Origin of the sequence: Catenulispora sp. MAP12-49 (genome assembly GCF_041262705.1) — a bacterium.
Taxonomy (GTDB): Bacteria; Actinomycetota; Actinomycetes; order Streptomycetales; family Catenulisporaceae; genus Catenulispora.
Genome location: NZ_JBGCCP010000002.1, coordinates 147,696 through 167,530, shown reverse-complemented (window position 1 = coordinate 167,530; position 19,835 = coordinate 147,696). Strand labels below are relative to the sequence as shown.

Genomic DNA, 19,835 nt, shown 5'->3' with positions numbered 1-19,835 from the left:
TTTCAGTGCCCGACATCAGTCGGTGACAGGTCGGACCAGGCCCAGCCGACGGGCCCGTGCCACGGGATGTTCGGCGCCCCAACGCTCCCGGTACTCGGCGAGCGCGACGCCGAACCCGCTGCTCCATCGCAGCTCGGCCGGGGCCTCCAGGGCCGCGAGCCCGACCACCTCGACATGCCGGCGCATCCGCGCCCTGGCCGCGGACCACTGGGCGGCCAGGTTCCCCGCGTACGCGCCCAGCGCCGTGGGCATCACCGGACTCGCCGCGCGCCGGGCCGGGTTCACCAGCACCCTGGTCGCCGCGTCCAGGCCGTCCAGATACGCCTGGCCGATCGCCTCGGCGTATCCCGACCGGGCGCCGCGCCGGGTCGCGGCCAGGCCGAACGTCACGTGCCGCGCCTCATCGCGCACGACGTTCGCAAGCCCCTGGGACAACGCGGTCAGCTCGCAGGTCTTGGCCAGAGCGCGCAGCGCACGCAGCCCCGCGACGGCCAGCAGCCCCTCGGCGACCAGATGGTAGGAGACCACTGCGACATGCCAGACCCGCCGGTCGTCGGGCCGGATCCGGACGTTTCCGGTCTGGCTGCGCAGCAGCGGATCGAACACCACGCCGAACCCGGACTCGCCGCCCATCGTGCCGTGCGGTTCCAGCTGGTCGGCACCTATGCCCGCGACGTCGGACAGGTAGCTCTGGAAGAACCGGACGTGCCGGGCCTCGTCGGCCAACTGCGTGCACAGATAGAGGCGGTCGGCCTCGTCCGGCGCGTGGTCCACGAGGGCGCTGAGCGTGCGGGTGACGCAGGACTCGCCGATCTCCAGTTCGGCCAGCGCGCTGAGGATCTCGCGCCGGGCGAACGGCTTGAGCTCCGCGAAGCGCCGACGGTCCCGCGCGACGTCGAGCCCCGCGACGCTCCACTGCCGGACCTCCCACCGGTTGTAGAGGTCCGCGGAACCGGGCAGGTCTGGCAGGCCGTCGCGGCCCGGCGGACCGGCCTCGTCGTGCTCGTGCTCGTGCTTGTGCTCGTGCCCCTCGGTATCGGTATCAGAATCGGTATCGGAATCGGCCATGCCCTCCTGTGCGCTCCCGCTGTCCGTCCCCGTGGTCGCCCCGTTGCTCATCATCAGCTCTGCTCCCCCGCCGGCCAGGGCCATTCGCCGTGCACGAGACGCCAGCCGTCGGGCACGCGTCCGCCGTGCAGGCGGAGCCACAGATGCCGTCGGCGAGGCTTGCCGCTCGACGTCCGGGCGATGGAGCCCTTCGCGCCCTGAAGGATCAGGACCGTGATGTCGGGCGAGGTCGCGGTGCGGATCCGCTGCTCGGCCCTGACCGACCAGCTCTGAGCCGGATCGCCCTCGACGAACACCGCCGCGAGGTCGCGGGTCCCGATGGTGCCGAAGGCCACCGCGTACGAACCGCCGGGTCCGCCCTGGCCGCCTTGGCCTCTCTGGCCGCCCTCGCCGCCCTCGCCGCCGAGCCGGGAAAGCTCCGCCTCCACGTCCTCGGCGTAGACGCCGTGCCCGTGCACCCGCAGCGCGTCGCCGATGCGCCCGACGACGTACAACTCCCCGTCGAGCAGGAATCCGGCGTCCCCGGTGTCCAGCGCGGGGTCCGCACCGCGCGCGTCCGCCGCCGCGCCCCGGGCCTGGAAGGAGACAGCCCCGTCCCGCGTCAGATACCCGGCCGCGAGTGAATCGCCCGACAGCCGGATCTCACCGAAGACCCCGTCGGGCACCTCGTCCCCGGAATCGTCGACGACCCGCACCTCGACGCCGTCAGCCGCCCGGCCGCAGCTCGTGAGCCATCCCGCACCCTCGGCCTTGTCCCGTCCGAGTGTGCCGCGCGCACTGATCGCGACCGGGGAGCCGGCCGTCAGCGCTCGGTCCCCGACCTTCACCAGCCGCGAACCGGTTCCGGCCGGCACTCCGGTGGCCAGGAGCGTGCCCTCGGCCATGCCGTACGCCCCCATCAGCGACGAGGCGTCGAATCCGCGCGGACCGGCCAGCGCCTGGAAGTCCGCCACCGCCGCCGGGTCGATCCGCTCGGCTCCCAGGATCGCGACCCGCCAGCGCGAGAAGTCCATGCCGTCGAGCTCGTCCGGACGGACCCGGGCCGCGACGTGGGCGTAGCCGAAACTGGGCGAGGTGGTGATGGTGGCGCCGTGGACGCCGAAGCACTCCAGCCAGCGCGCGGGCGCGCGGACGAACTGCCGTGGCGTCATCAGCCACAGGTCCGTTCCGGCGGCCAGGGACGTGATGAGCGCGCCGACCAGGCCCATGTCGTGGTGCAGGGGCAGCCAGCTGGCGAAGACGTCGTCGTCCTGCCACCGCATCCAGGAGCGGATCGCCGCGATGTTCGCCGTCAGGTTCGCCCACGAGACCCGCACCCCCTTCGGGGTGCCGGAGGAACCCGAGGTGAACTGGAGCAGCGCGAGATCAGAGGGCTTGCGCCGGTAGGTGTCCCCGGAGTCGGCGGGCATGTCCGCGGCGTCGGCGATGTCGACCACGCCTGCCGGGGAACCGGCCCGGGCCAGCGCGGCCAGGACGTCGGCCCGGTGCTCGGCGCCCGTGCAGACCAGGTCGGGCCGAGCTGTCCGCAGCGTTTCGGCCACGTGCGCCGCGTAGCGGTCCGCATCGCGCAGCGCGGTCGGCGGGGCGAGCGGTACCGGCACCGCGCCGACGGCGAGCACCGCCACGAAAGCGGTGGTGAAACGCAGCGGATCGGCGAGCACGATCGCGACGCGGTCCTCGGGGCACACGTCCCGGTCCCGCAGGAGCCCCATGGCACGGCGGACATCGGCGGCGATATCAGCATAGGAATACCTGCGCCAACCCCCGCCACGATCCAGTATTCGCAGCCCGTGTTCCGTACTGGGCGCAAGCAGCCAGTCCAGCGGCATATCCACCACCCCCCTTGGCAGACTGAATCAGTGCTCTCATATACGAGCATGGCACGGAATAACGTTTCTGTGAAGGTTTTTTCAACAGATTACGGTCTAGCTGCGAAGACACCTGCTTGATCGGTCTGGTACGCAAGCAGCCCGATTTCGCCGCCATAGGGCCCTGCTGCCCGCCGTGCCCCAGAACCGCTGGCGGACGCCGGCGCACCGCTGGAAAAGGCGCACCTCAGGCGCGCGGACGCACCCGCGCGCCCGCCGCGACCGACTGCGGCACCGACGCCTCGGCCCGGGCCGGAGGGTCGGGACGCAGCCCCAACACCGTGAGCACGAGCGCTGCGACCGTCACCGCCGCCGCGACGGCGAAGCCCTCCCGGTACCCCAGGTGCGCCGCGACCGCGCCGCTGATCGGCCCCGCCGCCATGATCCCCAGGTCCCAGAACGAGGTCATCGTGCCCATCGACACCCCAGCCTGCAGCGGACCGGTGCGGCCGAGCGTGATCTTGCTGGTGGACGGATAGATGACGCCGAGCCCGATGCCGGTGACCACGCAGCCAGCCAGCGCACCGCCCTCGGAGGAGAAGGCGGCGAGGATACAGAGCCCGGCGATCTCGACGACCAGCGTGACCCGGGCCACCCGGATGCCACCGTACTGGTCGGTCAGGGGGCTGCCGGCGGCGCGGGTGGCCAGGAACGCCACGGCGAACACGGTCAGGCCGACGCCCTGGCCGCCGATGTGGTCATGCGTCAGGTACAGGACGAGCAGCGCGTTCAGGGTGCCGTAGCCGTAGGCGGCGAGCCCGAGCACGATGCCCGGCACGCTCACGCCGACCGGCACGATGTCCCGCCACGCCTGCGGCCTGATCGCGCGCCGCGGCGTCACGGCGGGCTGCGGCCTGGTGGAGGCGATCAGCAGGCTGGAGACCAGCGGCAGGCCGAAGATCGTCCACCACGTCGCGGTCGACCCGCCGAGGTGCTGCACCCCGACCGCGACCAGCGGCCCGATCGCCAGGCCGCCCCACATCGACAGTCCGAACCAGCCCGCGATCCGGCCGCGCCGGCCGGCCGGGATCCCGGTCAGCACCCAGGGCAGGCAGCCGGAGAAGAGCGCCCCCTCGCCGATGCCCATCAGCAGCCGGAACACGATCAGCACCAGGGCCGAGGGCGCGGTCAGCTGGCCGAGGGCGGCCAGCGTGGTGATCACCCCGCCGGCCATGGAGACGGTCCTGGCCAGCCCCGCGTCCCCGGCCCGGCCGGCGAACGGCCGGGTCACGGCGGTGCCCAGGTAGGCGATGCCCACCGCGACACCGATGATCGTCGGGCCGTCGTGGAACTTCGAGGTCATATAGCCGGGCAGTTCCTGGAGCGTCGCCCCCAGCGCGAGGTAGCCGAAGAAGACAGCGGACCACAGCCGTCGAACCGGTGGAGGCTGCACCTGGGTCACTTCGTCTCCCCTGCCGGGTCGGCTCGGCACCATCAACACTCTGATGGCCGGGGATCCCAGTGCGCAGACACGCCGGACCGCCCGGAAGCCTGTGTCAACGAACAGCTTCCGGCGGGCGAGATCGCGCGCGGTTCCCTGCTTCGAGCATGACCGAGCACCAAAGACCAGGTCCAGTTAGCTTTCCCGATGATGACTGTAAGCTGACCTGATGCTCGATGTGAATCGCCTGCGCCTGCTGCGCGAACTGTCCCATCGCGGCACGATCGCCGCCGTCGCCCAGGCTCTGTCTTTCACCCCTTCGGCCGTGTCCCAGCAGCTCTCCACGCTCGAGCGGGAGGCGGGGGTGGCGCTGCTGGCCCGGACCGGACGCCGCGTCACCCTCACCCCGGCCGGGCAGAACCTGGTCGAGCACACCGAGTCGGTCCTGGAGCACTTGGCCCGCGCCGAGGCCGAACTGGCCCGGGTGCGCACCGGGCTCGCCGGTCCCGTGCGCATCGGCAGCTACCCGAGCGCCGCCCGCACCTTGTTCCCGGCCGCTCTCACCGTGCTCGCCCGCTCCCACCCGCTGCTCGAACCGCAGATCACCGAACTGGACCCGGCCGAGGTCCCGGCGGCGCTGCGCGCCGGGGACGTCGACATGGCCCTGGTCCACGAGTACGACTTCGTCCCCGCCACGTCCGATCCGGGCCTGGCCGGCGAGGCGCTGTTCACCGAGCCGCTCTACCTGGCCGCGCCGGAGCAGGGCACGATCGCCGACCACCGGGACAGCTCCTGGATCGTCTCCCCGGCCGGCACGATGTGCCGCAGCAGCACCGAACGAGCCTGCCAGGCCGCCGGCTTCAGCCCGCGCGTGCGCCATGAGATCGACGACTTCGCCACCGCCCTGGTGCTCGCCGCCCTGGGCCAGGGCGTGACGCTGGTCCCGCACCTCGCCGCGCTGGCCCCGCCCGCGGGCCTGACCCTCACCCGGCAGTCCATGAGCCGCCGCACCCGCATCGCCTACCGCGCCGGGAACTCCGGCCACCCCGCGATCGCCGCTGTCACATCGGCGCTGCGCGAAGCCGTCCCCGCCGACCTGGGCTGAGGGCTGCTGCGCGCGAGCACTGAATCAGAGCTGCGTGGCGCCACCGTCCACGACCAACTCCGCGCCGGTCGTGAAGGTGGCGTCGAACGCCAGGAACGCGAAAGCCTTCGCGATCTCCCGCGAATCCCCGAAGCGCCGCATCGGGTTGCCGGCCCGCATCTGCTCGGCGACCTGGTCGGCGGCCTCCTTCGGCATCACCTTGCCCAGGATCCCGGTCTCGATCGGCCCGGGGCTGATCGCGTTGACCCGCACGCCGCGCGGCAGCAGCTCGGCGGCCAGGCTCCGCGTCATCGACCGGACAGCGGCCTTGCTCGCCGCGTAAGCGCTGATCGCCTCGATGCCCCTGACGTTCGCCACCGAGGTCGTGAACACGACCGCGCCGCCCTCGCGCAAGAGCGGTGCAAGCCTTTGCACCGTGAAGTAAGCACCTTTCACGTTCGTGGCGAACACCTCGTCGTAGACAACCTCGGTCATCGCCTCGAACGGCATGAAGCGGGTGATCCCGGCGTTCACGAACACCGCGTCCAGCACCCCGAACTCCGCCTTGGCCCGCTCGGCGAGCGCCTCCAGATCGGCCAGGTCGGCGACGTCGCCGCGCACCGCCACCGCGGCGTCGCCGAGCTGTTCCCGCGCGGCAGCCAAGGCTTCGGGCGTGCGGCCGGTGATCATCACCCGCGCGCCGGCGTCCACCAACAACTGTGCTGTGACCAGCCCGAAGCCGCTGCTGCCGCCGGTGATCACCACGTTCTTGCCCTCGTATTCGTTCATGGTCGCCAGTCAAAGCCCCGCACCCGGCCACCGTCCAAGACCTGGTCGGGATGGGGTCATGCCGCAGTCGTATGACCCGACGTACGCTGGAGGAATGGATCTCGATCTGCGGCTGGTGCGCTACTTCACCGCCGTCGTGGAGCACGGCGGCTTCGGCAAGGCGGCGGCCGGGCTGCACGTGGCGCAGCCGGCGCTGAGCCGCCAGATCCAGCGGCTGGAGCACCAGCTCGGCGCGCGCCTGTTCGACCGCACGCCGCAGGGCATCAGCCTCACCGCGGCGGGTGAGGAGTTCCTGCCCTATGCCCGAACCCTGCTGACGACGGCCGAGCGCGCGTCGCAGGCGGTACGGGCCGCGCCGGCCGGGGCGCTCGTGATCGGCCACGTCGGCGACCTCGTCATCACCCCGGCGGTGCGGGAGTTGCGCCGCCGCCACCCCGGCGCGCTGGTCCGCACCCGCCATCTGGAGTGGCGCGACGTCGACGCCCTGGCGGAACACCGGGTGGACGCGCTGGTCACCCGGCTTCCGTTGCCGCAAACAGCTGGCGAGCTGCGCGTCACCGTGCTCTACGACGAGCCCCGTGTGGCCGTTCTGCCGCTCGGTCACCGGCTGGCCGGCAAGGAGTCCCTGGACCTGGCCGATCTCGCCGACGAGGGCCTGGTCGCCTGCCGCTACAGCCCGGCGATGTGGGGCACACCGCTGCCGACGAGGGCCGGGCCGTCCGCGGTCAGCGGCGAGGACAGCTTCGAGGACAAGCTCGAACTGGTGGCGAGCGGCCACTCGGTGGCCGTCCTGCCGGCCGGCGAGCGCCGCAGCACCTTGCGAACCGATCTGGTGACCGTCCCGCTGGACGGTATCGAGCCGGCCCGGGTGGTGGCCGCGACGCACGCCGACGACCGCTCCCCGCTGGCGAACTCGTTCCACGACGCTGCGGCGCGACTGCTGCGCCATCCCGCAGAGGCCGCCGCCTAGGCCGCGATCGCCGCCGCTCAGATCGCGATCGCCGCCGGCCAGGCCGCGATCGCCGCCGTTCGGGCCGCGATCGCCGCCGCCGACCATCGGGACGGCTCCTGCGTTCAGGCCGCGATCGGCGGCGGCGCCAGCGGCTCGGAGACGCCGGTCGCGAAGTAGCGCGCCTCCAGCGCGTCGAGCGCGACGCGCACCGCGCCGAGCACCACCCACTCGGCGTCCAGGCTGGAGGCGACCACCGGCGGCACCCGGATGCAGTCCCGCTCCAGTTCGGCGGTGAGCCGGTCCAGGACCAGGTCGGCCGAGCGGGAGATGCCGCCGCCGAAGACGACCAGCTCCGGGTCGAAGGTGAGGACCAGGGCCGCGATGCCGCCGGCCAGGGCCCGGACGAAGCGCTCGGTCGCCACCAGCGCGGTCGGGTCGCCGGCGCGGGCCCGGGAGAAGACGAACTCGGCCATCTGCTCCAGCCCGACTTCTTCGTCCAGCCCTGCGAAACCCAGCAGGTGCGTCGGGGCCTCGGCCCAGCCGGAGGCCGGCAGCGCGCCGATCTCCCCCGCCGCGCCGGTGTGGCCGCGCAACAGGCGCCCGCCGACGAAGACGCCGTTGCCGGTGCGGAAGCCGGCGTGGATGTAGACCATGTCGTCGACGTCGCGGCCGGCGCCGCGCCAGCGTTCGGCCAGCGCCGCGGCGCGACCGTCGTTCTCGGCGACGACCGGGCAGGCGACGGTGTCGGCGAAGGCGGCCGGGATGTCGATGCCGGTCCAGCCCGGCAGTGCGACGGACAGCGCGACGCGGCCGGAGTGTTCGATGACGCCGGTGCTGGCCACGCCGAGCTGGCTGAGCTGCCGGGGTTCGAGCCCGGCTTGCGTGCAGGCCTCTTCGAGGGTGGCCTTGGCCGCGCGGAGGCGTTCGGCGGCGGGGGTGGCGGGGCTGACGGCGCGCCGGCTGCGGCCCAGCACCTCCCCGTCCAGGTCGGTGACCAGCGCGGTGATCGCGTGGCCGCCGATGTCGAGCCCGGCGACGTGGCCGGACTCGGCCCGGAACCGGAAGGCGCGCGCGGGGCGCCCGACGCCGTTGGGCTCGGCCGGGGCCACGGCGGCGACCCAGCCGATGTCGGTGAGCTCGTCGGCCAGCGTCTGCACGATCGGCCGCGACAAGCCGGTCTGCCGGGCCAGCACGGTGAGCGGCTGCGGTCCGGTGCGGCGCAGGGCGTCCACGACCGACAGCAGCCGCAGGCGGCGCAGCAGCACGGCGTCGGCGCCGTTGACACTCAGCTCAGTCATCTCCCACCCCGAATATTCATCATGGCGGGGATAATCAAACCACGCATCGGGCGGCCGCACCAGATCATCGGACCGGGCTGCGGGTTGGTATTTGCGGGGTGAATCAGCGCATAGAGCGCGAATCAGGCTCCGATCTCGCACCCCTGATGCTCGCTTCGAACCCCGAGGGTTGACACGCCTCATCGGATTAGTAACACTCGCCGCAATATTAATCCCCCGGTTCGACGAGATCAGGGAGATGCGACATGCGTACACGCACCACACTGGCCGCGGCGGCATCGTTCGCGCTGGTCATATCGGCTGCCGCCTGTTCCAGCAGCACAAGCTCCTCCGGAAGCGGGAGCGGCGGGAGCGGCGGCGGCAAGGTCAGCCTCAGCTACGGGGTCTGGGACGCGACCCAGGTCCCGGCCATGCAGAAGATCATCGCGGCCTTCGAGGCGCAGAACCCGGGCATCACGGTCACGATCCAGCAGACGCCGTGGGCGGACTACTGGACCAAGCTCCAAGCTGCGGCCTCCGGCGGTTCGGCCCCCGACGTCTTCTGGATGAACGGGCCGAACTTCCAGCTCTACGCCTCGAACAAGGTGCTGGAGCCGCTGACGAACCTGCATCCGGACACCTCCGTCTACCCGCCGGCACTGGCCCAGCTCTACCAGTACAAGGGCGTGCAGTACGGGCTGCCGAAGGACTTCGACACCGTCGGGCTCTGGTACAACAAGGCCCTGTTCGACGCGGCCGGGGTCTCCTACCCCACCGCCGCCTGGACCTGGGCCGATTTCCAAGCGGCGGCGAAGAAACTCACCGATCCGGCCAAGGGCGTCTACGGCGTCGGGGCCAACCTGGAGGGCCAGGAGAACTTCTACGACACGATCTACCAGGCCGGCGGCTCCGTGATATCCCCGGACGGCAAGAAATCCGGGTACGCCGACCCGGCCACCATCGCCGGCCTGAAGTTCTGGACCGACCTGGTCGCGGCCAAGGAATCGCCGAGCCTGAAGCAGATGACGGACACCGCGCCGCTGAACCTGTTCGAGTCCGGCAAGCTGGCCATGTACTGGGGCGGCTCCTGGGACGCCAAGGAGTTCTCCGGCAACGACGCCACCAAGACCGGCGTCGACGTGGCCCCGCTGCCCGCCGGGGTGAAGAAGGCCACGATCATCCACGGCCTGGCCAACGTCGTCTTCGCGCACACCTCGCACCCGGCGCAGGCCGAGAAGTTCGCGGCGTTCCTGGGCTCGCAGGCCGCCGCGCAGATCGAGGCCGACACCGGCACCGTGATCCCGGCGTACAACGGGATGCAGCAGACCTGGGTCAAGGCCTACCCGCAGTACCACCTCCAGTCCTTCCTCGATCAGCTCCCCGACGCGGTCCCCTACCCGATCTCCAAGAACACCGCGGCCTGGAACACGCTGGAGACCACGTTGCTGACCAAGGCCTGGGACGGCAGCGAGCCGATCGACAAGGTCGCCCAGGACCTGGCCACGCAGATGGACGCGGCGCTGGCCAAGGAGGGTTCGTGACCGTGGCGGGCGCGAGGGCCCAGTCCCTCGCGCCCGCCGGGCCCGACAGGCTCGCCCTGGATTCCCGCCTGCGGCAAAGGCGCCGGCGGTGGAAGCGGCGCGGCAAGGAGACGGCGTGGGCGGCGTTCTTCCTGGCCCCGACCGCGCTCGGCCTGGGCGTGTTCTATCTGTGGCCGGTGGTGCAGACCTTCTACTACAGCTTCACCACCTGGGGCCCGTTCGGCGGCCACACCTTCAGCGGCCTGGCCAACTACCGCGCGCTGCTGCACGACCCGGACCTGCGCTCGGCGTTCGTCAACACTCTGTGGTACTGCCTGCTCGGCCTGGCCGGCATCCCGATCGCGCTGGTCCTGGCCGCGGTGTTGGCCCGGCCGGGCCGGCGCGGCGTCGGCGTGTACCGCGCGCTGCTGTTCCTGCCGGTGGTGACGATGCCGGTGGCGGTGGCGATCGTGTGGCGCTGGCTGTACGCCGGGGACTACGGGCTCATCAACACCCTGCTGGGAAAGATCGGGATCCACGGGCCGTACTGGATCAGCGACCAGAGCACGGCGCTGATCGCGGTGGCCGTCGTCGGGCTGTGGTCCGGCGTCGGGTACACCATGGTGATCCTGATGGCAGGGCTGGAGTCGATCCCGCGCCAGTACTACGAGGCGGCGCAGATCGACGGCGCCGGTCCCGTGCGGCAGTTCTTCGCCCTGACGCTGCCGCTGCTGAGCCCGAGCCTGTTCTTCGTCACGGTGCTGTCGGTGATCGGCACGTTGCAGACGTTCGACCTGGTCTACGTCCTGATCGGGCAGACCAATCCGGCGCTGCCGCAGACCCGCAGCGTGGTCTACCTCTTCTACCAGGACGCCTTCGTGAACAACAACCGCGGCTACGCCGCCGCGATCGCCTTCGTCCTGCTGCTGGTCACCGTGGCGCTGACCGGCTTCCAGTTCCGGTTGCAGAAGCGGTGGGTGCACTATGCGTAGCCGCCGGGGATCGATCGGGGCGCACACGTTCCTGGTCGCCGCCTCCATCGCGATGGCCGGGCCGTTCCTGTGGGAGCTGCTGACCTCGTTCAAGACCCTGACCGAGGCCACGCGCGTGCCGCCGACCTGGCTGCCGCCGCACTGGCACGGCTCCAGCTACCGCTCGGTGTTCGACACGGTGCCCTTCGGCGGCATGCTGGTCAACAGCGTCGTCAACACCCTGGCCCGCACCGCCGCGCAGCTGCTGTTCTGCTCGATGGCCGCCTACGCCTTCGCGCGCCTGCGCTTCCCGGGACGCAGCCTGCTGTTCGGGCTGTTCCTGTCGATCCTGCTGGTGCCCAGCCAGTTGCTGGTGATCCCGCAGTACCAGATCATCCAGAGCCTGCACCTGCTCAACACCCGCACGGCCTTGTTCCTGCCGGGCATGTTCAGCGCGTTCGGGACCTTCCTGCTGCGGCAGTTCTTCCTGGCGATGCCGGCCGAGCTGGAGGAGGCGGCGCGGCTGGATGGCGCCGGGCCCCTGCGCGTGTACTGGAGCGTCATGCTGCCGCTGGCCCGGCCCGGGCTGATCGCGCTGGGCATCCTGACCATGATCTGGTCCTGGAACGACCTGCTGTGGCCGCTGGTGGTGAACACCGACCCGCACAAGATGCCGCTGTCGGCGGGGCTGGCCTCGCTGCAGGGCCAGTTCATGACGAACTACCCCGTGCTGATGGCCGGGGCGCTGATGGCCACCGTGCCCGTGATCGTCGTCTTCGTGGTCCTGCAACGGCGCGTGATCGAGGGCATCGCCCTGACCGGAACGAAGGGATGAGGATGTCGGAGCTGTCGGAGCTGTCGGAGCTGTCGGAGCTGCCCGGGCTGTCGGAGCTGTCGGGAATGCCTGGGCTGTCGGAGCTGAGGATCGGCGTGGTCGGCGTGGGCCAGCGCGCGAAGCTGGCCACCCACGCCCACCGGCCGGGGGTCGCGCGGGTCGTGGCCTGCGCGGACCCGAGCAAGCGCGGGCGGGAGCACGCCCGCGAGCTGTTCGGCGACGACGTGGCCGTCTACGAGGACTGGCACGCGCTGCCGGCCGGCGAGCTGGACGCGGTGTTCGTCCTGACCCCGGACCACCTGCACGCCGCGCCGGCCCTGCACTTCCTGGCCGCCGGGGTGGCGGTGTTCGTCGACAAGCCGATGGCGATCACGCTCGCGGACTGCGACGCGCTGCTGGCCACGGCGGCCCGCACCGGCACCCGGCTGTACATCGGGCACAACCTGCGGCACCTGCCGATGCTGCGGCGGATGCGGGAGCTGATCGAGGACGGGGCGGTCGGCGAGGTGAAGGCGGTGTGGTGCCGGCACTTCGTGGGCCACGGCGGCGACTACTACTTCAAGGACTGGCACGCCGAGCGCGCCAACACCACAGGATTGCTGTTGCAGAAGGGCGCGCACGACCTGGACGTCATCCACTGGCTGGCCGGGGGCTACTCCCGCGAGGTGGTCGCGCTCGGCGGCCTGACGCTCTACGGCGCCAACCCGCACCGGCGGTCGGCGAGCGCCGAGGATTCCGGCGCGCTGATGGCGGAGTGGTTCGACGCCGGGGCGTGGCCGCCCTCGCGGCTGCGGGACCTCAACCCGGTCATCGACGTCGAGGACATCTCGCAGATGCTCACCCGGCTCGACAACGGCGTGTTCACCAGCTACCAGCAGTGTCACTACACGCCCGACTACTGGCGCAACTACACGGTGATCGGCGACGCCGGACGGCTGGAGAACTTCGGCGACGGCATCGACGGGGATCCGGCCCAGATCCGGGTGTGGAACCGGCGGCGCTCGGGCTATCGGGCCGACGCCGACCTGGTCGTCCCGATCGCCGAGGCCGACACCGAGGGGCTGCACGGCGGCGCCGATGCCGCGCTGGTCGCCGAGTTCCTGCGGTACGCCGCAATCGGCGGCCCGACCGAGACCTCGCCGGTGGCGGCGCGCGAGGCGGTGGCCGCGGGGGTCGCCGCGACCGAGTCGCTGCGCTCCGGCGGCGTGCCGGTCGCGGTGGCCGCGCCCGATCCGGCGGTCGCCGCGCACTTCGCTGATTCTCCAAGGCACCACCGCCGGGTCCCTCCGATCCCGGCGTCCACCTTGTGAAGGAGAGCACGATGCACCTGTTCCAAAGGTTCCGATGGTCTCGGCTCCGGTTGCTGGCGGCAGCCGCGGCTGTGGCCCTGGCAGGGTTCGGTCTGGCAGCACCATCGGCCACGGCCAACACCGCGAGCGTTCAGCACATCGGCGTGCCGGCGTACTTCAACCCGAGCACGAGCTACTGGACCCAGCTCGACCAGAGCTCGCCGGCTGTCGGCATCGCGATCGCCAATCCCGACAACGGCCCGAGCACGGCGTTCGATCAGAGCTATGCGAACGCCATCCAGGCGGCGACCGCTGCCGGGGTCAAGGTGATCGGGTACGTCGACACCGGCTACTTCGGCACCACCGGGCGTGCCACGCGCGGCGGGCTGACCACGACCACGGCGTGGACCACGCAGGCTGAGGCCGATGTCGATGACTGGTACAGCTGGTACGGCAGCTACGGCCTGGCCGGGATCTTCTTCGACGACGCGCTGAACGACTGCGGGACCGACAACGCGCATGTCGCTCTGTACCAGGCGGTCGGCGACTACGTGAAGCAGAACCATGCCGGCGCCCTGACCGCCGACAACCCCGGCGCGCCGGCCGACCAGTGCTACTCCTCCGCGGCGGACATCCTGGTGATGTTCGAGGGCACCTACGCCTCGTACACCAGCTGGACGCCGCCGGCGTGGGAGCTGTCTTCCAGCAATCCGAACCAGTTCTGGCACCTGGTCTACGACACGCCGACCCAAGCCAACATGGAGAACGCGGTCAGCCTGAGCAAGCAGCGCAACGCCGGCTACCTGTACGTCACCAACGACAACCTGCCCAACCCCTGGGACACGCTGCCGACCGGGAGCTACTGGAGCGACGAGCTCACGCAGACCGGGGCGAGCGGCGGCGGTGGCGACACCACGCCGCCAAGCGCGCCGTCGGGGTTGGCGGCGAGTTCGGTGGGCTCGACGTCGGTGACGCTGACGTGGTCGGCGTCTTCGGACAACGTCGGGGTGACGGCGTATGACGTGTATTCCGGGTCCTCGGTCGTGGCGGCGGTTTCCGGATCCACCACCACGGCGACGGTCTCGAACCTGAGCCCGGCCACCGGATACAGCTTCACGGTCAAGGCCCGCGACGCCGCGGGGAACGTCTCTCCCGCGAGCGCTCCGGTCAGCGTCACGACTACGTCGGGCGGCGGCTCCGGCTCGTGCACCCCGGTCGCGGGTTCGGGCACCATCACGAACTTCTCGGCGTGCATGACCGCCACCACCGAGACGTTCCAGGCTACGTTCAACACGGCGGTCAGCCTGCACCACGTCTTCATCGACAGCGACAACAACCAGAGCACCGGCTTCCAGCTGCCCTCGCCGTCCTCGACGCCGCTGGGCGCGGACTACATGATCGAGAACAACATCCTGTACCGCAGCCTGTCGCACGGCTGGAGCTGGGCACCGGTGAACGGCGTGAGCCCGAACATGACGCACAACGGGAACGTCTACAGCTGGAGCATCCCGCTGAGCGCCTTGGGGACGTCCGCGGCCACTCAGCGGGCGGTGTTCAACGGCAACACCTTCTACACCGCGCCGATCACCTTCAGCCGGGGCTGAGGCTCAGGCTGAGCGCGACGGCCCGGTCCCACGTCGGCTGAGCAGCGGTGCCGCCAAGGCCTTGCGTGGACAGAGCGCCGCAGGCGCACCCGACGGCGAGGGCCTGCTCCAGGCCCTCGCCGTTGAGCAGCGCGGCGAGGAACCCCGCGTCGAAGCTGTCGCCGGCACCGACGGTGTCGACGGGCTCCAGCGGGGCGAGGCGCGCGGTGTGGGTGTTGCCTTCCTGAAGGGCCGCAGCGCCGTGACGGCCGCGTTTGACCACGGGGGTGGCGACGCCCCTGTCGGCGAAGGACTTCAGGGCTTCATCGACGGTAGCGGCGCCGGTCAGCGCCAAGGCCTCGGCCTCGTTGGGCAGGACGTAGTCGCAGACTTCGAGCAGGCCGGGGGCGAGTTGCCAGAGGCCGGAGGGGTCGTGGTTGGTGTCGAGGGACGTGGTCGCCCCGGCGGCGCGCGCCGCCCGGAGCAGTTCGGGAAGGCGCGCAGCAAGGCTCGGTTGGAGGAAGTAGGACGCGGCGTGGACGTGCCGGGCTCGCGGGAGCTCGGCCGGGTCGAAGCCTGCCAGGCAGCCGGGCGCCGTGAGAATGGCACGGTCGCCGTCGGGGCCGCCGAGGCAGACAGTCAGGGCGGTGGGCAGGTCCGGATGGCGCGTGACGGCGGCGATGTCGACGCCGACGGAGGTGAGGGCGTCGAGGACGAAGTCGCCGGCGGCATCACGGCCCACCTGCGCGGCCAGCGCGGTGGAGATGCCGAGGCGGGCCGCGCCATGGGCGACGATGGCCGCGGATCCGCCGAGGGCCAGGGTGCCGGACGCGACCAGGGTCTCGGCCTGGCCGTACGGCGGGACTGCCGGGGCGCCGGCGAGCAGAACATCAGGGTTCGTATCGCCGACGACCAGCAGATCGAAGCCGCTCATCGCAGCCTCCGCCCGGAATGTGGTTCCTTTCTCAATCCCCTCACCTCGCACCGCCCGCCACCACCGGCGCGCGCCGCAGTGGCTCCGGCAGTGCGTCGCCGTGCGCCTCGACCATCGCGTCGCACAGGGTCCAGATCTCCTCGACCGTCAGCCGGGCGGCCGTGGCCGGGTCGGCCATCGCCGCGTGGCGGATGTGCCGGGGGTCGCCTTCGATCGCCGCGGCCACCACCAGGTCGACCACGTTCAGGAAGTGGCGGTTCGGTGCGGCCAGCTGCGGCGGCAGTGCGCCGACGTGGTGCGGGTGCACGCCCAGGCGGTCCAGGGTGGCCGGGACCTCCACCGCCGCGCCCTGTGGCAGGTTGCTGATCAGGCCGGTGTTGGGGGTGGTCACCTGGATGGTGCGGGGGGTGCCGGTGACCAGGCTGTGGATGACCTGCGGGGCGTATTCGGCGGCGTCGCTCTCCCAGCCGCCGGCCGGGTCGCCGCCGTCGGCGACGACTTTGCGCAGTTCCTTGTACTCGGCCAGGTTCTCGGCGCTGATGGCGACATAGTCGCCGACCGGGATGCGCAGGCGGGCGATCTCGCCGTCGTGGCCGAGGTACCAGGGGACGTATTCGCTGGAGTGCTCGCTGGTCTCGGTCGGGTAGTAGCCCAGGCGGCGGTACATGTCGACGCGGACGCGGCGGGCCAGGTCGGCGTCGGCGGCGATGGCGGCGTCCAGGTCGGGGTAGAGGTCGCGGCCGTGGTGCTGCCAGCGCAGGATCCAGGCCTGGTGGTTGACGCCGGCGGACAGGACGTCGACCTCGTCGTGCGGGACGCCGATGATCTCGCAGAGCCCGCGCACCGTCCAGTACACCGAGTGGCAAAGGCCTGCGACCTTCAGCTTCGGGGCGACGGCCGTCAGGTACTGGATGTTCATGGCCATCGGGTTGGTGTAGTTCAGCAGCCAGGCCTCCGGGCAGACCTCGGCCATGTCCTCGGCCAGGGACTTCAGGACCGGGAAGGTGCGCAGGGCGCGGAAGATGCCGCCGACGCCGAGGGTGTCGCCGATGGTCTGGCGCAGGCCCGCGGCGGCGGGGATCTCGAAGTCGGTGACGGTGGCCCGGTGGCCGCCGACGGCGATCATGTTGACCACCGCGTCGGCGCCGGCCAGGGCCGTGCGGCGGTCGGTGGTGGCCGTGACGGTCACCTCGGCGCCGGTGGCGCGCACGGCGTGGGCGGCCAGGGCGGCGGCGACCTGCAGGCGTTCGGGGTCGATGTCGTGCAGCGCGATGGCCGCTCCGGACAGCTCGGGGTAGGACAGGATGTCGTGCAGCAGCTGCCGGGTGAAGACCACCGAGCCGGCGCCGACGAAGGCGATGCGGATCACGCGGATTCTCTTTCGGGATCAGATGGTGGCTGTATTGGCTGTGGTGGCGGTATTGGCTGTGGTCGCTGCATTGCCTGTGGTGGCTGTGGGCGGACGCAGAATCACCGAGCGCGTCAGATGCCGCGGGGCATCCGGGTCCAGGCCCCGCCGTACGGCCAGCTCCAGCGCCAAGCGCTGGGCCTGGACCAGCGAGGCCAGCGGATCGAGGTCCTGCTGGACCCACAGCCCGCCGGTGGCGCCGACCTGCTCGGCCAGCCCGGCCGGGGCGGCGCCGAACATCCAGACCGCGGAGTTCTCGTCGGTGATGGCGATCGGACCGTGCCGGTAGTCCATCGCCGGATACGACTCCGACCAGGCCAGCGCCGCCTCGCGCATCTTCAGCGCGGCCTCGGCGGCCAGGCCGGTGGTCCAGCCGGCGCCCAGGAACGTGAACTGCGTGCGCTCGGCCACCCCGGCCGGCAACGGCTCGCCGACCGCCGTCTCGGCGTCGACGATGGCCTGTGTCAGGTCCTCGCCGAGGTGCGCACGCAGCAGGACCAGCGTCGTGGTGGCGAAGCGGGTCTGCACCACCGAGCGCTCGTCGGCGAAGTCCAGCACGATCGTCGCGCCGGCCAGCGCCGGCGCCGGGGAGTCGGCGACGCCGGTGATCAGGGTGGTCGGTGCCGTCGCGGCGCGCAGGACGTCCAGGACCTCGGTGGTGGTGCCGGAACGGCTCAGGGCCAGAACCCGGTCGTAGTCGCGGCCGGCCGGCAGCTCGGAGGCGGTGAAGGCGTCGGTCTCCCCGGCGCCGGAGGCCTCGCGCAGCCCGGCGTAGGCCTGGGCCATGAACCAGGACGTCCCGCAGCCGACGACGGCCACGCGCTCGCCGGGCTCGGGCAGCCCCGCCGCGGTGGCGGCGAGCTCGGCGGCCCGCCGCCAGCTGTGCGGCTGGTCGGCCAGTTCGGCGGTGACGAAGGAAGACATGTGACTCCGTTCAAGGAAGAGTCGTTCAGGTGGAACGAAGAAGTGCGGAAAGAAGCAGAAAGAAGCGGGTCAGCCCTTGAGCCCGGACATGCTCATCGTCTGGACGAACTGCCGCTGGGCGATGAGGAACCCCAGGATCAGCGGCGCGGTCGCCACGACGTTGCAGGCCATCAGCTCCTGCCAGTCGATGTGGTGCGCGCCCTGGAAGTTGATCAGCCCGAGCTGGATCGTGAACTTCGACGGGTCGTTGATCGCGATCAGCGGCCAGAGCAGGTCGTTCCAGGAGTTGAGCAGCGTGAACACGGCCAGCGTGGCCAGCGCCGGCCGGGCCAGCGGCAGCACGATGCGGAAGAACACCCCGAAGGTGGTCAGCCCGTCGATCCGGCCGGCCTCCTCCAGGTCCTTGGGCAGGGACAGGAAGAACTGCCGCATCAGGAACACGCCGAACGCCGAGGTCAGGAACGGCACGAAGGCCGCGCCCAGGGTGTCGATGAGCCCCAGGTGGCTGAACATGAAGTAGGTGGGGATCATCAGCATCTGCGTCGGGATCATGATCGTGGCCACCAGCGTCACGAAGGCCACGGTCCGCCCCCGGAACGACAGCCGCGCGTAGGCGTACCCGCCGAGGGAGCACAGCACCAGGTGGCTGACGATCGCGATGCCCGAGACGATCGCCGAGTTCAGCATCCACCGCCCGACCGGCGCGTCGCGGAACAGCCGCACGTAGCCGCTGATGTGCAGCGCCGAAGGGAAGAACCGGGGCGGGAAGCGGTTGATGTCCGCGTTGGAGGTGAACGAGGCCAGGAGCATCTGCGCCAGCGGCAGCAGGAACACCAGGGACAGCGGCATCAGGAGCAGGTGCCAGCGGCTGAACTTGCGCGTCATCAGAAGGCCTCGATCTTGCTGCGCCGGGCGTACGCGAACAGTCCCAGGGTGATGACCAGCGTGGCGCCGAACAGCGTGTAGGCGGCCGCCGAGCCGTATCCGTAGCGGGACAGGTTGAACGCCTGGTTGTAGATGAAGTACACGATGGTCTGGCTGGCTCCCAGCGGACCGCCGTGCGTGGTGGTCAGGACCAGCTCGAAGATCTGCAGCACCGAGATGGTCTCCCAGACGCCGACGAACACCGTGACCGGCGCCAGGCTCGGCAGGATCACGTGCCGGAACTGCTGCCAGCGGTTGGCGCCGTCGATCCGGGCCGCCTCCAGGCAGTCGGTCGGGATGTCCTGGAGCGCGGCCAGGTAGACGATGACCGAGAACGCCAGGTCGGTCCACAGGTAGATCAGGGCTATGACCCACATGACCTCGTGCCGGTCGGCCAGGAACCCCTGCTGCGGCAGGTGCAGCACCCGCAGCAGGTTGTTCGCCAGGCCGAACTGCTGGTCGAACACGAAGTTCGCCAGGATGCCGGTGGCGGCCGCGGAGACGACCAGCGGCACGAACAACGCCGTGCGGTAGAACGCGATGAAGCGGATCCTCCGGTTCAGCGCGATCGCCAGGAACATGCCCAGGACCAGCACCACCGGGACGTACAGGACCGTGAACAGCACGGTGTGGTTCACGGCGGACTTGAAGTCCGGGTCCTGCATCATCAGGCGGTAGTTGTCCCAGCCGATCTGGCGCGCCGGGGTGATGCCGTTCCAGTGCTCGCGGGAGATCAGGAACGCCCACGCCGCGGGGAACACGGTCAGGCCCAGGATGATCAGGGTCGCCGGGGCGGCGAAGGACCAGCCGGTGAGGTTGGCCATGACCCGGCGGCGGCGCGCGGTCCACTTGGGCTTGTCGGGAGCGGGGCCGCCAGCCGTGGCCAGGCCCACGGCGCTCGTGCTCGTGCTCGCGCTCGTGCTCGCGCTCGCGCTCGCGCCGAGACCGGTGCCCGCGCTCCGCCGCCGGGCACCTCCCCCGGCCTTCTCGTGGTCGGAGATCAGGATTCCGTGTTTCATCGGCGCGCC

17 protein-coding genes are annotated in these 19,835 nt (G+C 71.1%); 7 read left to right on the top strand and 10 right to left on the bottom strand.

The window, feature by feature from the left end:
- Window positions 1–15: 15 nt before the first annotated feature.
- From ABIA35_RS04840 to ABIA35_RS04830, 3 genes are all read right to left on the bottom strand, one after another.
- Window positions 16–1,068 carry a hypothetical protein gene (locus tag ABIA35_RS04840; RefSeq protein WP_370356915.1) on the bottom strand — a complete coding sequence of 351 codons (1,053 nt, stop codon included), beginning with the start codon at window positions 1,066–1,068 and terminating at the stop codon, window positions 16–18.
- A 53-nt stretch (window positions 1,069–1,121) separates the two neighbouring features.
- Window positions 1,122–2,897 (bottom strand): AMP-binding protein, encoded by a 1,776-nt coding sequence (locus tag ABIA35_RS04835; protein ID WP_370356913.1) that lies wholly within the window; start codon window positions 2,895–2,897, stop codon window positions 1,122–1,124.
- 226 nt (window positions 2,898–3,123) lie between these two features.
- On the bottom strand, window positions 3,124–4,338 hold the full coding sequence (locus ABIA35_RS04830) for an MFS transporter (RefSeq protein ID WP_370356911.1): 1,215 nt from the start codon (window positions 4,336–4,338) through the stop codon (window positions 3,124–3,126).
- A 208-nt stretch (window positions 4,339–4,546) separates the two neighbouring features.
- Between ABIA35_RS04830 and ABIA35_RS04825 the strand changes: the two genes are divergently transcribed.
- A complete protein-coding gene (locus ABIA35_RS04825; protein ID WP_370356909.1) occupies window positions 4,547–5,422 on the top strand; it encodes a LysR substrate-binding domain-containing protein in 876 nt (291 codons plus the stop codon).
- A 24-nt stretch (window positions 5,423–5,446) separates the two neighbouring features.
- Here the strand turns inward: ABIA35_RS04825 and ABIA35_RS04820 are convergent, their stop codons facing one another.
- A complete protein-coding gene (locus tag ABIA35_RS04820) occupies window positions 5,447–6,190 on the bottom strand; it encodes a glucose 1-dehydrogenase (RefSeq protein ID WP_370356907.1) in 744 nt (247 codons plus the stop codon).
- 94 nt (window positions 6,191–6,284) lie between these two features.
- Between ABIA35_RS04820 and ABIA35_RS04815 the strand changes: the two genes are divergently transcribed.
- A complete protein-coding gene (locus tag ABIA35_RS04815) occupies window positions 6,285–7,160 on the top strand; it encodes a LysR family transcriptional regulator (protein ID WP_370356905.1) in 876 nt (291 codons plus the stop codon).
- 104 nt (window positions 7,161–7,264) lie between these two features.
- Here ABIA35_RS04815 and ABIA35_RS04810 read toward each other — a convergent pair whose 3' ends face one another.
- Window positions 7,265–8,440, bottom strand: coding sequence for an ROK family protein (locus ABIA35_RS04810; protein WP_370356903.1), 1,176 nt, complete (start codon window positions 8,438–8,440; stop codon window positions 7,265–7,267).
- A 245-nt stretch (window positions 8,441–8,685) separates the two neighbouring features.
- Here ABIA35_RS04810 and ABIA35_RS04805 point away from each other — a divergent pair, with 245 nt between their 5' ends.
- The 5 genes from ABIA35_RS04805 (at window position 8,686) to ABIA35_RS04785 (ending at window position 14,638) form a co-directional block, all read left to right on the top strand.
- Entirely contained in the window at window positions 8,686–9,960 is a 1,275-nt protein-coding gene (locus ABIA35_RS04805) for a sugar ABC transporter substrate-binding protein (RefSeq protein ID WP_370356901.1), read from the top strand.
- Window positions 9,957–10,931 carry a carbohydrate ABC transporter permease gene (locus ABIA35_RS04800; RefSeq protein WP_370356899.1) on the top strand — a complete coding sequence of 325 codons (975 nt, stop codon included), beginning with the start codon at window positions 9,957–9,959 and terminating at the stop codon, window positions 10,929–10,931. Before ABIA35_RS04805 ends, ABIA35_RS04800 begins: the two co-directional genes overlap by 4 nt.
- Window positions 10,924–11,745, top strand: a complete 822-nt coding sequence (locus ABIA35_RS04795) for a carbohydrate ABC transporter permease (protein ID WP_370356897.1) — start codon at window positions 10,924–10,926, stop codon at window positions 11,743–11,745. Before ABIA35_RS04800 ends, ABIA35_RS04795 begins: the two co-directional genes overlap by 8 nt.
- 65 nt (window positions 11,746–11,810) lie before the next feature.
- Window positions 11,811–13,055 carry a Gfo/Idh/MocA family protein gene (locus ABIA35_RS04790; RefSeq protein WP_370357391.1) on the top strand — a complete coding sequence of 415 codons (1,245 nt, stop codon included), beginning with the start codon at window positions 11,811–11,813 and terminating at the stop codon, window positions 13,053–13,055.
- 11 nt (window positions 13,056–13,066) lie between these two features.
- Window positions 13,067–14,638: a spherulation-specific family 4 protein gene (locus tag ABIA35_RS04785; RefSeq protein ID WP_370356895.1), complete on the top strand. Its 1,572-nt coding sequence runs from the start codon at window positions 13,067–13,069 to the stop codon at window positions 14,636–14,638.
- Here ABIA35_RS04785 and ABIA35_RS04780 read toward each other — a convergent pair.
- The 5 genes from ABIA35_RS04780 to ABIA35_RS04760 form a co-directional block, all read right to left on the bottom strand.
- Complete coding sequence (locus ABIA35_RS04780) at window positions 14,625–15,551, bottom strand: carbohydrate kinase family protein (protein WP_370356893.1); 927 nt, start codon at window positions 15,549–15,551, stop codon at window positions 14,625–14,627. The two genes, ABIA35_RS04785 and ABIA35_RS04780, sit on opposite strands and share 14 nt — an antisense overlap.
- Window positions 15,552–15,591: 40 nt before the next feature.
- Complete coding sequence (gene melA, locus ABIA35_RS04775; RefSeq protein WP_370356891.1) at window positions 15,592–16,920, bottom strand: alpha-galactosidase; 1,329 nt, start codon at window positions 16,918–16,920, stop codon at window positions 15,592–15,594.
- 18 nt (window positions 16,921–16,938) lie between these two features.
- Window positions 16,939–17,883: an SIS domain-containing protein gene (locus ABIA35_RS04770; RefSeq protein WP_370356889.1), complete on the bottom strand. Its 945-nt coding sequence runs from the start codon at window positions 17,881–17,883 to the stop codon at window positions 16,939–16,941.
- A 69-nt stretch (window positions 17,884–17,952) separates the two neighbouring features.
- Window positions 17,953–18,768, bottom strand: coding sequence for a carbohydrate ABC transporter permease (locus tag ABIA35_RS04765; RefSeq protein ID WP_370356887.1), 816 nt, complete (start codon window positions 18,766–18,768; stop codon window positions 17,953–17,955).
- Entirely contained in the window at window positions 18,768–19,826 is a 1,059-nt protein-coding gene (locus ABIA35_RS04760) for a carbohydrate ABC transporter permease (protein ID WP_370356885.1), read from the bottom strand. The genes ABIA35_RS04765 and ABIA35_RS04760 overlap by 1 nt, the downstream gene beginning before the upstream one ends.
- Window positions 19,827–19,835 lie beyond the last annotated feature (9 nt).